The sequence below is a fragment of the Lysinibacillus sp. NPDC093712 genome (genome assembly GCF_050280025.1).
GTDB lineage: Bacteria > Bacillota > Bacilli > Bacillales_A > Planococcaceae > Lysinibacillus.
Map to the genome: position 1 here is coordinate 86,579 of NZ_JBNNUU010000003.1, position 15,191 is coordinate 101,769.

The window sequence follows — 15,191 nt, forward strand, 5'->3', positions numbered from 1 at the left end:
CCCCATCCCATATACTTACTTATTCACGGCATTTTTTTCAAATTTTAAAGTAATTTGATTTGCTACAATATAAGCGACAGAAAACCAAGCAAATCCCCATTCATGAGTACTATAATATGAAGGTGCTACCTCCATCTGCATTGGATTTTTAAAGACTTGCTTAACTGAAAATGCCCATCTCGTTCCTGATCCACCATTCAAATTAGACCACTGTTCATGCATCTCTGGCGTAAATATTTGTTGATTAATAATTTTGCCTTTAAGATTGGGAATTTTATCTTCTAATTTTCGTAAAACTCGATGTACTATTTCATTGTATTTTTCTTTATTTTCAAGTGCTGGTAATGGTATATCTATACGCAATTCATTTTCTACTTTCCCTACTCTTGCATTTGGATTCCAAAGAGTAAAAGCAATATCATTTGGTATTATCCCATTTTCTATTTTCTTATAATAAGCTTGCACATCATAATCAGGGTATTCATACCAAATTTCGGTACTTGGTATACCTTGGATATTTTCTTCTACTTCAAGCAATATACTAAGAAAAGATAAATTAGAAACTGGAATTAACCGTTTTTCATAATTTTGTAAGTCTCCTCTTGTATCTAGTATGCATTTGGCAAAGCACTCTGTATGATAATGTGATTGCACTTTAAAACGGGTATCCTCATTTATAATAGTGATCGGTAAATGAGTATTGTGGAGATATACATTTTCATCATTCAATATCATTTCCATTTGATGCTTAACTTCTTGAATGCCGCCATTAATTACACAACCATCATAAACCTGTCCGTATAAGTAACCTGCCATAACAGTTAAAGCAACATCACTACATGGAAGAGCAATGCAAAAAATACTAATAAGTTTTTGATTGCCCTTAAACAATTTTTCAAGGAAATTCACATAGGAAAGGTTACTGTATTTTATTGTATAGGGGAATTTTTTTGGATTTGAAATTATATTCCCTTTCAATAAGGCAGCCCATTCCTTTCCAAGCCCCTCTATTACCTCAAAATAGACATTTATCGCTTCACTATCTTCAGGAAATAATTTTACTAGAGAGTTATTTTGTTCATCGAGAGAGCGGGTTCTCTTCCATTCAAAATCAGGAAAAAAAGAATTATCTATATGATAGATAGGCTTCGTTGGGATTGATATTCCTACTTCCCTTACGATTAAACCAAGAATCCCTTGATCGGCATCCTGGTGATAAAGTGGAAAACAAGGTTGTTTATCATATTCGCGAGATTGCCCTATTCGTTGAACCTTAAGCCCTCTTTTCATTAGTAACAATGAGGCAGTAATGGCAATCAAATTATCACCTAATACAACAACATCAAAATATTTATCCTCCATATATTTTCCTTTTAAAACCTTTCTGAAATTATTTGAGGAATAGGATCATGACCAGCGTAGACGCATACAGGTTTATTCCGATTTTCAATCATTTTATGCAGTCGATTTATAGATGTAATCTCTAATTCTTTTTTAAAAGGATATTTTGAATGACCACGGTGGATAAATTGATGTACTGAATAGGAGGCATCACACAGCAATAAAATATCATAATCATTTGAATTTTTAATCCATATAGATTGGTGACCAGCAGAATGTCCAGGTGTTTCGATAAGATGGATTTCTCCATTACCTAATAAATCTAAATCACCCTTAATTTTTTTGAAATTTTTCGCATAATCAATATCCTTTTGATTATATTCAAAGTGAAATTGAGCATTATGAGCTGATTCAAATTCATTAAGCTGTACCATTTCTGATGCTTTTCCCTCAAAAAGGATAGCTCCTCCACAATGGTCAAAGTGCAAATGGGAATATATCACCTTATCTATATTAGAAACTTCTAAATTATGCTGTTTAATTTGGTGATCAATAAGGTTTTCTCTTGTTACCTCTATCTCTACTACCGAGGACAGCATTCCTAAATATCCTTTTGTATTTGTAATAATATCAGGATGAAACCCAGCATCTACTACAATATTTACTTCAGATGTTTGAATTAAAAAAGCTTGTACGGGCATCCAATTGGAATCCCCTTTAAAACGAATTCTTCCGCAATCCAGAATATTCACAGTAATTGGTCGTTTCAAAATATACCTCCGATTATAATTGAATTAACCTATTAAACTTTTGACATTTGTTCAAAAAAATATTGATTTTGAAAATCATAGAAATCTGTACGCTTGTCTTCCATTAGCATTAAATCCGCGCCCCTTAATGCTTCCATCATGACCTTGATAAATCCCCCTCCCATAGAACTCCAGTTACTACTTAGATACAACCCTTGTAACAAGCCTTTTGATTCTGGTCTCATCCTATCCTGTAAATAAGAAGGATTAAATGCAAAACCTAAGTAAGCGCCTCCAGTGTTAAGTGAATATCTCTCAAAAGTATGTGGGGATGCAATAGTTGTTACAATGATATGATCTTTCAAACCTGGTAAAATATGTTCCACGGAATCAATTAGTTGTTCTGCTAGACGCTTTTTTGTCTTACGATATTCTGTACCTCTTCTCCCGTTTTCAATGCCCCAATTATTTTCAAATTGGTAGGAAATAGGTATTCCTAAAGAAACTTGAGAATATCCATTTGGCGATGACGTAGGATCAAGATTTGCAGAAGTACCTATCCAACAGTAAGTGTCACTTGGAAGTTTACCACCGGGAGTTAATAGATCTTTTTTCATCTCAAATAATCGATCATATTTTTGGTAATAACTCATATTTTGCCCATTCCAACCTAAATTCTGTATTGGACAATCTAAACCTAACCAAACTGAAAAGCAGGAAGAACTAGATTGCCAAACTTTTTGTAATTTATTGATGAACCGGGGTGAAAGATGTTCTTGACCGATTAACTTTTCATATGTAGTATAGATATCTGCATTAGAGACTACAAATCTACTAAAGATTTGTTTCCCATTTACTTCTACTCCAACTACTCGTCCTTCCTCAACTAAAATACGCTCTACTCGTGAATTTAATAGTAAATTCCCTCCGGCTCTTTCTACAACTTTTAGCATTATATTTAATATACTTTCAGCTCCCCCAACTGGTAGAACTGAATTCCCAATAAGCAAATTTAAAAATACTACTAATACGATTGCACTTTGTCCTGGTGTACCATCGCAAAGAGCATATAAAATACCGCGCAAATGTTCATCTTGAAAGTACTTATTTAACAATTGCTCTATCGTTATAACTTGATATTGCATCAGTAATTTCATAGCTGCCGAATTAAATGCTGTAATGTTATTTCTGTTTTTCTCAAGATAGATTAATTCTTTAAACGCTAATTGAATATCGAAAAAAAAAGTATCTAATTGAGTAGATTCATAAGGAAAATGTTTTTTCAAATCTTCCTTCATTGTTTTCGATCCTGCATTAATTTTAATATTTCCGACCTGAACGTATTCCTCGAACTCTGTCCACTCAAGTTGATTACTCTCACCCATTAAACTTAGAAATTGTTCTGTTAAATAACGAGGAAAGGGACCACCAATTTTATGAATGGATGAGTTAAAACGAAATCCCTTTCTTTCAAACGATTGGCAGTAACCGCCAATTCTTCCTCCCGCCTCACAAACCAAAACCTTATATCCTTTGTTTGCCATAGCGCTTGCTGAGGAAAGACCACCTATACCTGAACCAATAACAATAACATCGTAATCAGTATTAACCAAGCTGCACCTCATTTCTAACATCCCATTAATCTATTGTTTTTAAAACAACACATGCTGTATTTCCTCCAAAGGCAAAAGAATTAGACATGGCAACTTTTATTGGCTCTTTTCTGCCCTTAGTTTTAATTAATCGAAACTCCCTAAAGCCTTCTTCTGGTTTCTCTAATGTTGCAGTAGGCGGAATGAACTCTCCTTCTAATGCTAAAATACATGCCGCTAATTCAATACTTCCTGCAGCACCGAGACAATGTCCAGTCATTGATTTAGTTGAAGATATAGCAATTTTATAAGCATGCTCATGGAATACTTGACGAATAGCATTTAGCTCCATCTTATCGTTTACGATTGTTGAAGTACCATGTGCATTGATATAATCTACATCTTCTGGCTTCAGACCCGCATCACGTAATGCCATTTCCATGGCTCGTATAGCACCACCACCATTTGGATCAGGTGAAGTAACATGATAAGCATCATTACTTAGCCCATAGCCCATTATTTCTGCATAAATATGAGCTCCTCGTTGTAAAGCATGCTCATAGTTTTCTAAAATAATTATTGATGCACCTTCTCCAATAACTAAACCATCACGATCTTCATCAAATGGTTTGCTTGCAGTGGGACTTAGAGACCTTAAAGAATGGAAGCCTGCAATGGAAAATTCAGTTAGTGGATCAGAACCTCCAATTATCATTACATCTGCACGACCTAGTCTAATCTGATCAAATCCAATACCTGCCGCAGCCGTTCCTGCTGCACAAGCGGATGTAGTGGAACTTATATTTCCTTTAACTCCAGCATATTTAGCAATGTAATTAGAAAATAAATTTAAATCTGCTAACCATTCTGGCTGGGTTCTTCTTTCATCTATTTCTTCTTTCAAATATTCCATCATTCTAGAATTACCACCTAAAGAAGTAGCAAAACTCATCCCAGCACGCGGACCTAAGCTACTTAAATATGTAGAATCCATTCCACTATCAATTAATGCTTCGTTTAATGCAAGACATGCCAATGATATCGTCCGGTCATAGTTGTGCTCTTTAGCCATTTCTGGAAAAGAAATTTTCACTTCACCCGCTAATTGAGTACGGAAATCAGACATGTCTATTCGTTCAACACTGCCAATTCCAGTTTGCCCACTTAACAAAGCTTGGCAAAATGTTTCTTTATCATATCCGTTTGGGGCAACAATACCAAGTCCTGTAACTACAACTCGATTAGAGCTCTTAGCCATTCCGTTTTATTCCCCTTTTTTCTCGCGAATAAAATCTGCAATACTAGAAACATTACGGAAAATAGCCATATCTTCATCAGTTACTTGTATGTCGAATACTTCATTTAACCCTACAACTAGTTCTAATGCATCAACAGAATCAAGTCCTAAACCTGTGCCTTCTGCATCAAAGGAAAGAAAAATTGGCGCATCATTATCAATGCTTTCAACTTCAACGTCTAATAATCCTAATCGATCAACAATCATTTGCTTAACTTCATTCTCAATATTTTTAGTTAAATTATTCATAATTTAATCTCCTATTATTTTAGTTTTTTAGTTTTCTTTATCTTCCTGCTACAATTCCACAGTAAAAGTCTAAATTTCCCCAAATATCTCTTTGTGGCCAAATTTCAGTTTCAGAATATCCTGAATTAATTAATGCACTTTCAAATAATTCTGGCGTCATAATACCGAATTCAGGTCGGAATTTTTCATTTAGAACAACATCATGGTATTCTTCAAAGAAACTACCATGTAATTCAATATGGAAAGGAATATTTAGCGTATCTCTAAAATATCCAGCTGATAAAAACCATCCCTCATCTTTCAAAATACTACGTATCTCTTGGAACTGCATTGACCAATCTTTAATATAATGCAAACAATTAACGCCTAAAATATAATCAACTGACGCCTTCTCTATTCCTTGTTTTGCTGGGGAACTATTAAGATCAAACAATTTATATTCAAAGATGTCTTGGAAACCGTATTTATTCTTTATTTCACTTTCGCAATTTTCAAGAAATTCTTCCGAGAAATCGCTTATGATAAATTTTTCGACTAAATTCAATTGACCTTTGGAAAGCAATAATTCATATAATGCCCGTGTTCCATTTGCGGAACCAGCTCCCACTTCCATTATTATTATTGGATCAGTTCGGTTTTTTATTTTATTGTATATAAACTGCGCAGCAAGCTCAGAAGGAATATACATACCCGGATGGCTAAAATAAGATTGCCAGAGTGGTACCGAATGGTGAGCATATAACTTTTCATTTGTAGTTTGACCCGACAATATCTCATTTGCATATTTAAGAGGTAATTGTAATAGCTGTGTTGCTCCTGGCATCGTCCTTCCTACTACACTTTTTTCAAGCTGTAGTAAATCAGGATACGGTATAGTCTTGGTAGTAGCGTATCTAACCTTTTGATCTTCACCTACTACCTTCTTCAAAATATCCTTTGTACATAGCCAAGTACACATTAATTCTAGCGGCCTTTTTGAGGATGCCTCACTATAACCCTTTTTTTGAATGATTTCTTCTACTGTCAACGCCTCAAAATCTTTAAAAATTGCCTCTTCATAGAATATTTTGCAAATCACACTTATTGCATATTGATTTAAAAAATTCAAGCCTACTTTTATATGTAGGTCTTTTTCTTTATTTTTAACCCATTCCTGAATAGTTGCATTTCCCAATTTCTTTTCCTCCTCTCCTGATAATTTCTGTAAGTATAAATATAAAAAAAGTATAATACTATACCAAAAAATACCATAACTTACATAAAATAATATATTATTTATTTTTTTCTTTGTCAATATTACAAAATAAATTATTTATTTAATAATATTTATAAATAAATTATTCGCTGTAATTATCGCTAAAACTTCATTTATGTAAGGAATTCACTTTTTGATGTTCAAAAATTCATTAACTATTTTTGTTTGAATAGTTTTAATCATTATTCTTTATTAGCAGTTATAAATTTACCAAAATTTCCTTTTAAAAAAATCCGTAAATCACGCAATTTTTCTGTTTTTTTAAATAATTACATAAAATTGTCACTTTTTTTATAAAATATTTTTTATCCATAATATAGAATATTAAGTATATTAATGGTAATATAAGGTATATTTAATCGTGAAGGAGTGTTTTTAGATGATTACGCTTACACCTAAAGAGCAAGAAGTACTACAACGGATAGCTGAGGATAAAACAAATAATGATATTAGCGAAGAACTAGGCATTAGCAAAAGAACAGTTGAGCATCATATCTCGTCTATTATTAGAAAACTAAATGTTGATTCCCGTGTCGGTGCTGTTGTAATAGCCATTAAAATTGGCTTACTGCACATTTAACGGATATCTAGAAAATTAACTAACCTTTAAGGATAAAGATACGGCTTTCTTTTATTTATTTCTCGAAAAAATACATAATTTCACCTCTAGAAATAAATACAAGTAAGTTAAGAAATAAATTGTACCTCAATAATTGGTTTCAAAATAATTTACAAGAACATTACTTCTAAAGAGCTTTTCTTTTCATTAAATCATTTCCTAATCCTTTTCAATCATTAAAGAATTTTCATATTGTTTAAATCCCTTCATCAAAATTTTAATAATTTAATTCACACAATTTGTTATAAATAAAAATACTCCCTATAGTAGACAGATTTTTATGAAATTCTGTCTACTATAGGGAGTATAAAGGTTTATTAAATTGTTATGTTTTTATTCCGTACTCTTTATTTCTTTACAAAAAAGGTTCAAAAATTAAATGACATCTATCATTTTGTGCATAAATGTTTATTTAAATTCTAATTCCCCATCATAGGCAAGCATGCCGCCTTCAAGATTTGTTACATCAAAGCCTTGTGCCTCTAAATAAGCACATGCATTTGCCGAGCGTCCGCCAGCTTTACATACGATAATATAAGGCTTAGATCTATCTATCTCATCTAAACGCTCTGGAATTGTTCCAAGCGCTATATGCTTAGCACCAGGAATGACACCTTGTGCTACCTCATCATCTTCTCGCACATCAATAATGTATAGGTCCTCGTTAGCATCTAGTTGTTCTAATAATTGCATTGTATCCATTGATTTCATTTTTATAGTCCTCCAATATATCAATTTCCTATTACATTATAGCGTGAACGAAAAAAAACAGCTAGTGATGTAGCACTAGCTGCTTAAAATGACTCTATTCTTCTGTCTCTAAAAATTCGACTTGCTTTGCTGGAACAAAAGTAGAAATTGCGTGTTTGTAAATGAGATGCTGTTTGCTTTCAGCATCAACTAATAATACTGTAAAGTTGTCATAGGATTTCACTGTTCCTTTTAACTGGAACCCGTTTAACAGAAACACAGTTACAAAAACACTGTTTTTACGTAGATGGTTCAAAAACGTATCTTGCAAATTGATTGATTTCATAGATTGCGCCTCCCCTACTCTCTTTCTACCTCTTCATTCCTATAGTAGCATGTTATACCAATTTATCAATTAGTAATTTTTAGAATTTATTAAAGTTTTTAGTCTTTTTCAATAAAATGAATGTCCATCTTATTACGGAAATAAGTAAGTTGTCTTTTCGCGTAACGACGAGAATTTTGTTTTAAACTTTCAATTGCTTCTTCTAATGTGCATCGACCATCTAAGTAATCATACAATTCCTTATAGCCAATCGCTTGTATTGACTGTACATCTCGAATATTTTGCTGCCATAAGCCTTTTACTTCTTGTAACAGCCCTTTATCCATCATCAAATCTACTCGGCGATTTATGCGATCATAAAGCTCATCGCGTGACATATTTTCACCAAGCCCTAAAATCAAATGGCGATAAAGTGGGATTTCTCCACGATTATGTTCCTCTGAAGCCTTTGAAACACCACTTAATTCAATCATTTCTAATGCTCGAATAACACGTCTTGTATTATTCGGATGAATTGTTTCTGCCGTTTTCGGATCCAATGCTAATAGTTTTGCATGCATAGCTTCTGGACCTAACTTTTCTAGCTCCTCATAATAAACCTTACGTGCTACTTCATCTACCTGCTCCTCTGTAAATTGGAAATCATAGAGCACTGCTTGTACATATAATCCAGAGCCTCCAACAATAATTGGCAACTTCCCACGTGCCTGTATTTCACTAATTTTGGCACGCACCAGTTTTTGATAATCCGCTACTGAAAAGGATTCTGTTGGTTCTTTGAAGCTTAATAAATGGTGTGGTACACCTTGCATCTCTTCTTCAGTAATTTTCGCTGTCCCAATATTTAAATCTTTATAAATTTGCATCGAATCGCCATTAATAATTTCACCATTAAACTTTTTTGCTAGCTCAATGCTCAGTGCTGTTTTACCAGAGGCCGTTGGTCCAACGATTGCTACGACCTCTGCTTGCTGTATTTTATTTTGTATCATACTTTTCTAACCACCGTAATAAAACTTGATGAACCGCCTGATGATTGCCTTCATTTAAAATTTCGTGTCGCTTATCTTCAAATAAATAGACTGTAACATCCTGTATACCTGCCGTTGCAAAACGCTCTGCCACGGTATACACTCCTTGGCCACCGTCACCAACAGGGTCCTTGCTACCACTTATCAAAAGGATCGGTAAGTTTTTATTTATTTTTTCAATCTCTGTTTTTCGATTCAGCACCATAAGGCCAGCCGTTAAATCAACAAAAAATTGATTCGTTGGTATAAAGCCACAATATGGATCATCGATATATTTTTGCACCTCATGCTCTACAGAACATAACCAATCATACGCTGTTTTAGCATTTGGAAATTGCTTATTAAAACTCCCAAAACTCAATTTATTTAATAAAGGACTCTCCAACTCTTTGCCGCGCTGCATTGCCAATACTTGTGCAACATAATGTCCAATCTTATGCAATGTTGAGACGTTTCCTGTTCCACAAAGTATAACGTTATCCACGCCATTGCCGTAAAGCTGAATATACCTTCTAGCAATAAAAGAACCCATACTATGACCGAACACAATTAAAGGCACATCTGCAAATTGGGCATGCATAGTTATTATCACTTCATGGGCATCTTCTACAACACGGTCAAAACCATTTTTCTCAGCGAAAAAACCTAATGTGCCATTATAAGATGCTGTTTCTCCATGTCCACGATGATCATGCATCGTAACTGCATAGCCTGCTGCACATAGTATTCGAGCAAATTTTAGATAACGGCCACTATGCTCTGCCATGCCATGTAAAATATGAAAATGACCTTTGCATGGAATAGCCGGAGTCAATGTTCGCGTAAACACAAAATATCCATCCGACATTTTCATATAACGCTCTTCCATTTACTACACCTCCACATCCGCAAAACTTGTGGCATCTATTATAGCTTGTTCTAATTGAGCAACATAAGTATTTCTTTGGGATTCTGAGTAGTGAAAACGCTGTTGCATGACTTGAATTACTTGCTCCTTATATCGTTTCACTGCATCAATATCAAAGTATAATAATCCCGTACGACGAATAAAGAAATCACAAGGTGTATAAACCATTTCCGCTTCTATACCATAGAGCAGCATCGCATGTAACACGAGAGGCATTGTACTGCCATGCTCATGCAAATACTTCACCTGATCAAATAAAGCGTCAACATTTGTACCATACTTTTGCACAAGATGCTTTGCTTCATCATAATTCAGGCCATACTGAACACCCTCTCTAGCTTTATATGCAGTATAATCAGGGAAATTAATAGCATTAATGCCCTTTGCACCAGAAAGCGACAGCTCGCGTGTCGTACATGGACTTGCATGCTTAAATTTATGTGTTTTGACAATTTTATCAACAATTGTTTCGGCCATTTGGCGGTAGCCTGTTAGCTTGCCACCAGCAATGGTCATCAAACCACTTGATGCTGTCCAAATCTCATCTTTACGCGAGATTTCAGAAGGGTCTTTCCCTTTTTCGAAAATAAGTGGACGTACACCTGCCCAAGAAGATTCAACTGTTTCTCTTGTAATTTCGGCTGTTGGAAAAACATTTTTAGCAGCCTCAATTAAATAATCTACATCTTGTTGTGTTGCGGTAGGGTGTATAGGATTTCCTTCATATACTGTATCCGTTGTCCCTAAATATGTTTTACCATCACGTGGAATTGCAAAAGCCATACGACCATCTGGAATATCAAAATAGACTGCCTGTTGCAATGGGAAATGCTTTTGATTGAGTACAATATGGACACCTTTTGTCAGACGTAATTGTTTTTTGTCCGTACTTTTATCCTTTTGTCGTACTTCATCTACCCAAGGGCCAGTAGCATTGACGATTTGCGCCGCATGAACTTCCACTACTTTTCCTGTTACATGATCTTTTACTTTTGCCCCAATTAGCTTTTTCTTGTTATATAAAAATCCTGTCATTTCAGCATAGTTTACACAAAGTGCGCCATATTCAACCGCTTTTTTTAACACTTCAATTGTTAAACGTGCATCATCGGTACGATACTCCACATAATAGCCGCCGCCAACGAGCTCATCACGCTTTAGTAATGGCTCAAGCGCTGCTGTTTCTTGGGCACTCAACATTGTGCGACGTTCTTGCTTTTTCACACCTGCTAATCGGTCATAAACCTTCAATGCTATTGAAGTCGTAAACGGACCAAGTGAACCATGCTTATATAGAGGCAACAGCATCTTTTCAGGTGTGGTTACATGGACAGCATTATCATAAACGATTTCGCGTTCACGCCCAACTTCAGCCACTACACCCATATCAAATTGTTTTAAATATCGAAGGCCTCCGTGAATAAGCTTTGTTGAACGGCTTGATGTACCAGCCGCAAAATCCTGCATCTCAATTAAGGCGACAGATAATCCTCTTGATGCGGCATCTAGTGCAATTCCAGCACCTGTAATGCCACCTCCAATTACTAATACGTCAAAGCTATATTGCTCTAAATAATCCATAATTTTAGGTCGATGCTCAAATGAAAACATACTTTCTCCCCCATTAGCTATGATTTGAATAAACGTGTAGCCTCCACAGCTCTTTGCCAGCCCGCATATAATTTTGCGCTTTGCTCTGTGGTCATTTTGGATTGATAGGTTTGCCCATTTGCCCATAATGCAGCTAACGCCTCTTTATTTTCCCAAAATCCAGTTGCTAGCCCTGCTAAATAGGCTGCCCCGAGTGCAGTCGATTCATTAAGCTTTGCTAACTCCACCTCTAACTGTAAAATATCACTTTGGAATTGCATTAAGAAGCCATTACTTACAGCTCCACCATCTACCCGCAATACTTCAATTGGTGTGCCAGCTGCTTCCTCCATTGCATCCAGTACATCTTTCGTCTGATAAGCCAATGATTCAAGCGTTGCACGGATAAAATGTTCTTTTGAAGTACCTCGTGTCAAACCAAAAATAGCGCCACGGGCATCGGTATCCCAGTATGGTGTGCCTAATCCTACAAATGCAGGTACAACGTATACACCATCTGTATCAGCTACCTTTGTTGCATATTTTTCAGATTCCTTAGCAGTGCGAATCATTCGAAGACCATCACGTAACCACTGAATTGCTGAACCTGCTACAAAAACACTGCCTTCTAATGCATATGTCACAGTGCCATCAATGCCCCAAGCAATCGTTGTAAGCAAGCCATTTTCAGAATGTATAGCCTGTTCACCCGTATTTAACAACATAAAACAACCGGTACCGTACGTATTTTTAGCCATGCCCTTCGCAAAGCATGTTTGCCCAAAGAGCGCTGCCTGCTGGTCGCCAGCAATACCTGCAATTGGCGTTTCTTGTCCAAAAAATACGCTCGGTGCTGTTTTCGTATAGATTTCTGACGAATTTCTTACTTCTGGTAACATCGTCATTGGGATATTTAGTAGCTCGCAAAGCTCTTCGTCCCACTGTAGTTCATGGATATTATAAAGTAATGTCCGCGCCGCATTCGAATAATCCGTAATATGTGCCTTCCCTTTTGATAATCGCCAAACAATCCAAGAATCAATCGTGCCGAATAGTAAATCACCATTTTCTGCCTTGTCACGTGCACCTTCAACATTGTCTAAAATCCATTTAATTTTTGTTGCAGAGAAATAGGAATCCAAACGTAACCCTGTCTTTTGCTGAAACATTTTTTCATGGCCTTGTTCCTTCAACTCTTTAACAATGTCCTGGGTTTGCCTTGATTGCCAAACGATAGCATTGTAGACAGGCTGACCAGTATGTTTATCCCAAACTACCGTTGTTTCCCGCTGATTTGTAATGCCAATTGCATGTACCTCACTTGCTTCATGACCACTTTCAGTTAACACAGCTGCGATAACTGAGAGCACTGATCCCCAAATCTCATTGGCGTTATGCTCTACCCAGCCTGCCTTCGGAAAATACTGCTGAAATTCCTTTTGTGCAACATGGACAATTTCACCTTTATGATTGAATAAAATCGCTCTTGAACTTGTCGTACCTTGATCAATTGCTAAAATAAATTCACCCATTTTTTCTCCCCCTTAGGTTTTCTCACCACGCACGAGATTGCTGTAGGTTTTTCTTTTAGTTACTGCGACCTCGATGCTCAGTTATCACTACATTACCCGTTTGAACATTTTTTCCACTTCATAGGTTGTAAAATGAATTAGCACTGGGCGACCATGTGGACAGGTAAATGGATTGTCTGCTTCGCGTAAATCGTCTAGCAATGCAACCATTTGCTCTTTCGTTAAATAATGATTAGCCTTAATAGACTTTTTACAGCTCATCATAATGGCTGCTGCCTCACGCATTTTTTTAACATCTGCCTTTTTTGTCGTCAATACTTGCTCAATTAAATCCTCAATAATGTCCTGCTCCTCGCCATTTGGAAACCAACTAGGATGCTCACGAATAACAAATGATGACTGTCCAAAATCCTCTAAAAATACGCCAACCGCCTCTAGCTGCTGTCTATTTTCACGCAGTATAAGCGCCTCATCTGCTGCGTAATGGAAGGTCAAGGGAAGTAATAATGTCTGTCGTTCGTTCGGATTAACTTGCCCAACTTTTTCACGGAAAAACTCGTACTTAATACGCTCCTGTGCCGCATGTTGGTCGATTAAATAAAAGCCATCCTCCATTTGTGCAACGATATATGTCCCGTGAATTTGACCTACTACTTCAAGAGTAGGGAATGGTTCTTTTTTAGGTTCTTCTATTTGAGATTCTTCTATTTGAAGTTCCTCATTTAGAAACTCCATGTGCTCTATTGGTGACTCTACTTCAACCTGATTTGTTTCTAATTGTTGAATTGGTTGCCAGCTCTCTTCTTTAACTGTGGCTGTTGGTGCTGGCTCCTCAACTGGCAATATGCTGGACTCGTGAACAGTTTGCGCATCATAAAGCTTTTCAACGATAGCGTTCATTTTTTCAACATCCAGCTTCGGGGTAGGCTTCCAAATATTTAGCTGTTCTGTTGCAGGTTTCGGAATTTTTTCTTTCTTTTCCATTAGTGGTACACGCATAACTTCTCGAATTTTGCCACGAATTGTTTCTTCAATCAATTTCAGTAGCTCTGGTTCTTTACTTAAACGTATTTGGTGTTTGGCTGGATGAACATTTACGTCTGTTAAATAAGGGTCACCTTCGATATAAAGCGCTACAATTGGAAAACGCTCAATCGGTAAATACGTATGGTATGCATCAATAATAGCCTTTTGCACCAAATAATGTTTCACCCAACGACCATTAACAAACAGCGACATATAATTTTTAGAAGCACGCGTCACCTCTGGTAAAGATACAAAGCCAGACACCTTATAGTCATGAGACTCCCCTTGAAACGGCACCATTTTTTTCGCATTATGCATGCCATAAATCGCGGCAAGTACTTGCTGTACATCGCCTCGTCCATTTGTCTGTAGCAACTGCTGACCGTTATGTAGCAATCGAAAAGCAATTTGTGGATTACCAAGCGCTAGACGGTTCATAAGATCAATCGTATGCCCAAGCTCGGTTTGTATCGTTTTCATATATTTTAAACGCGCAGGCGTATTGAAAAATAGCTGTGCCACTGTAATATCTGTTCCTTTACGCAATGGCCCAGGCTTTTGCATTGTCACATGGCCACCCTCTAGTTCCACATACGTCCCTGATTCACCAGTCGAAGTAATCATCGTCATTTTGGATACCGATGCGATTGATGCTAATGCCTCACCACGAAATCCTAAAGTACGAATACGAAATAAATCATGCTCCTGATGAATCTTACTTGTTGCATGGCGTGAGAAAGAAATCAGTGCGTCTTCCTCATCCATCCCACTACCATTATCAATAACTTGAATTGAAGTGAGGCCCGCTTCTAGTAAAAAGACATCAATGGACGTACTACCAGCATCAATTGCATTTTCAACTAGTTCTTTGACTACAGATGCTGGTCGTTCTACTACTTCCCCCGCGGCAATTCTATTGGATAGCCACGCGTCCATAATTTGAATTTTCCCCATGGCGCTTCACTCC

The 15,191-nt window shown here is 36.4% G+C and carries 13 protein-coding genes and 1 pseudogene; 1 reads left to right on the forward strand and 13 read right to left on the reverse strand.

The window, feature by feature from the left end:
- Positions 1-15 precede the first annotated feature (15 nt).
- Genes ACQKNX_RS13120 through ACQKNX_RS13145 form a run of 6 tightly spaced genes read right to left on the reverse strand, consistent with a single transcriptional unit; the run spans position 16 to position 6,402 of the window.
- Positions 16-1,362, reverse strand: coding sequence for a hypothetical protein (locus ACQKNX_RS13120; protein WP_427429271.1), 1,347 nt, complete (start codon positions 1,360-1,362; stop codon positions 16-18).
- Positions 1,363-1,373: 11 nt separating this feature from the next.
- Positions 1,374-2,111: an MBL fold metallo-hydrolase gene (locus ACQKNX_RS13125; RefSeq protein WP_427429272.1), complete on the reverse strand. Its 738-nt coding sequence runs from the start codon at positions 2,109-2,111 to the stop codon at positions 1,374-1,376.
- Positions 2,112-2,143: 32 nt separating this feature from the next.
- Entirely contained in the window at positions 2,144-3,703 is a 1,560-nt protein-coding gene (locus ACQKNX_RS13130; RefSeq protein ID WP_427429273.1) for a phytoene desaturase family protein, read from the reverse strand.
- Positions 3,704-3,728: 25 nt separating this feature from the next.
- On the reverse strand, positions 3,729-4,940 hold the full coding sequence (locus ACQKNX_RS13135) for a beta-ketoacyl-[acyl-carrier-protein] synthase family protein (protein ID WP_427429274.1): 1,212 nt from the start codon (positions 4,938-4,940) through the stop codon (positions 3,729-3,731).
- A 6-nt stretch (positions 4,941-4,946) separates the two neighbouring features.
- Positions 4,947-5,228, reverse strand: a complete 282-nt coding sequence (locus tag ACQKNX_RS13140) for an acyl carrier protein (protein WP_054610416.1) — start codon at positions 5,226-5,228, stop codon at positions 4,947-4,949.
- Between the two features lie 37 nt (positions 5,229-5,265).
- On the reverse strand, positions 5,266-6,402 hold the full coding sequence (locus tag ACQKNX_RS13145; protein ID WP_427429275.1) for a class I SAM-dependent methyltransferase: 1,137 nt from the start codon (positions 6,400-6,402) through the stop codon (positions 5,266-5,268).
- 469 nt (positions 6,403-6,871) lie between these two features.
- Between ACQKNX_RS13145 and ACQKNX_RS13150 the strand changes: the two are divergent.
- Positions 6,872-7,063, forward strand: a pseudogene (locus tag ACQKNX_RS13150) (response regulator transcription factor); the annotation flags it as partial.
- 447 nt (positions 7,064-7,510) lie between these two features.
- Here ACQKNX_RS13150 and ACQKNX_RS13155 read toward each other — a convergent pair.
- From ACQKNX_RS13155 to mutL, 7 genes are all read right to left on the reverse strand, one after another.
- On the reverse strand, positions 7,511-7,813 hold the full coding sequence (locus tag ACQKNX_RS13155; RefSeq protein WP_427429276.1) for a rhodanese-like domain-containing protein: 303 nt from the start codon (positions 7,811-7,813) through the stop codon (positions 7,511-7,513).
- 94 nt (positions 7,814-7,907) lie between these two features.
- Positions 7,908-8,138 carry an RNA chaperone Hfq gene (hfq, locus tag ACQKNX_RS13160; protein WP_228134406.1) on the reverse strand — a complete coding sequence of 77 codons (231 nt, stop codon included), beginning with the start codon at positions 8,136-8,138 and terminating at the stop codon, positions 7,908-7,910.
- Positions 8,139-8,236: 98 nt separating this feature from the next.
- Complete coding sequence (gene miaA / locus ACQKNX_RS13165; protein ID WP_427429277.1) at positions 8,237-9,130, reverse strand: tRNA (adenosine(37)-N6)-dimethylallyltransferase MiaA; 894 nt, start codon at positions 9,128-9,130, stop codon at positions 8,237-8,239.
- A complete protein-coding gene (locus ACQKNX_RS13170; protein ID WP_427429278.1) occupies positions 9,117-10,037 on the reverse strand; it encodes an alpha/beta fold hydrolase in 921 nt (306 codons plus the stop codon). The genes miaA and ACQKNX_RS13170 overlap by 14 nt, the downstream gene beginning before the upstream one ends.
- 3 nt (positions 10,038-10,040) lie before the next feature.
- Entirely contained in the window at positions 10,041-11,687 is a 1,647-nt protein-coding gene (locus ACQKNX_RS13175; RefSeq protein WP_427429279.1) for a glycerol-3-phosphate dehydrogenase/oxidase, read from the reverse strand.
- 17 nt (positions 11,688-11,704) lie between these two features.
- Entirely contained in the window at positions 11,705-13,198 is a 1,494-nt protein-coding gene (gene glpK, locus ACQKNX_RS13180; protein ID WP_427429280.1) for a glycerol kinase GlpK, read from the reverse strand.
- 87 nt (positions 13,199-13,285) lie between these two features.
- Positions 13,286-15,178, reverse strand: a complete 1,893-nt coding sequence (gene mutL / locus ACQKNX_RS13185; protein ID WP_427429281.1) for a DNA mismatch repair endonuclease MutL — start codon at positions 15,176-15,178, stop codon at positions 13,286-13,288.
- Between the last annotated feature and the right edge of the window lie 13 nt (positions 15,179-15,191).

What these genes read in the sequence shown, in the direction of transcription:
- ACQKNX_RS13120 (WP_427429271.1), bottom strand. Translation starts at nt 1,362, where the DNA reads ATGGAGGATAAATATTTTGATGTTGTTGTATTAGGTGATAATTTGATT.
- ACQKNX_RS13170 (WP_427429278.1), bottom strand. Translation starts at nt 10,037, where the DNA reads ATGGAAGAGCGTTATATGAAAATGTCGGATGGATATTTTGTGTTTACG.
- ACQKNX_RS13175 (WP_427429279.1), bottom strand. Translation starts at nt 11,687, where the DNA reads ATGTTTTCATTTGAGCATCGACCTAAAATTATGGATTATTTAGAGCAA.
- ACQKNX_RS13135 (WP_427429274.1), bottom strand. Translation starts at nt 4,940, where the DNA reads ATGGCTAAGAGCTCTAATCGAGTTGTAGTTACAGGACTTGGTATTGTT.
- glpK (WP_427429280.1), bottom strand. Translation starts at nt 13,198, where the DNA reads ATGGGTGAATTTATTTTAGCAATTGATCAAGGTACGACAAGTTCAAGA.
- hfq (WP_228134406.1), bottom strand. Translation starts at nt 8,138, where the DNA reads ATGAAATCAATCAATTTGCAAGATACGTTTTTGAACCATCTACGTAAA.
- ACQKNX_RS13155 (WP_427429276.1), bottom strand. Translation starts at nt 7,813, where the DNA reads ATGAAATCAATGGATACAATGCAATTATTAGAACAACTAGATGCTAAC.
- ACQKNX_RS13140 (WP_054610416.1), bottom strand. Translation starts at nt 5,228, where the DNA reads ATGAATAATTTAACTAAAAATATTGAGAATGAAGTTAAGCAAATGATT.
- mutL (WP_427429281.1), bottom strand. Translation starts at nt 15,178, where the DNA reads ATGGGGAAAATTCAAATTATGGACGCGTGGCTATCCAATAGAATTGCC.
- miaA (WP_427429277.1), bottom strand. Translation starts at nt 9,130, where the DNA reads ATGATACAAAATAAAATACAGCAAGCAGAGGTCGTAGCAATCGTTGGA.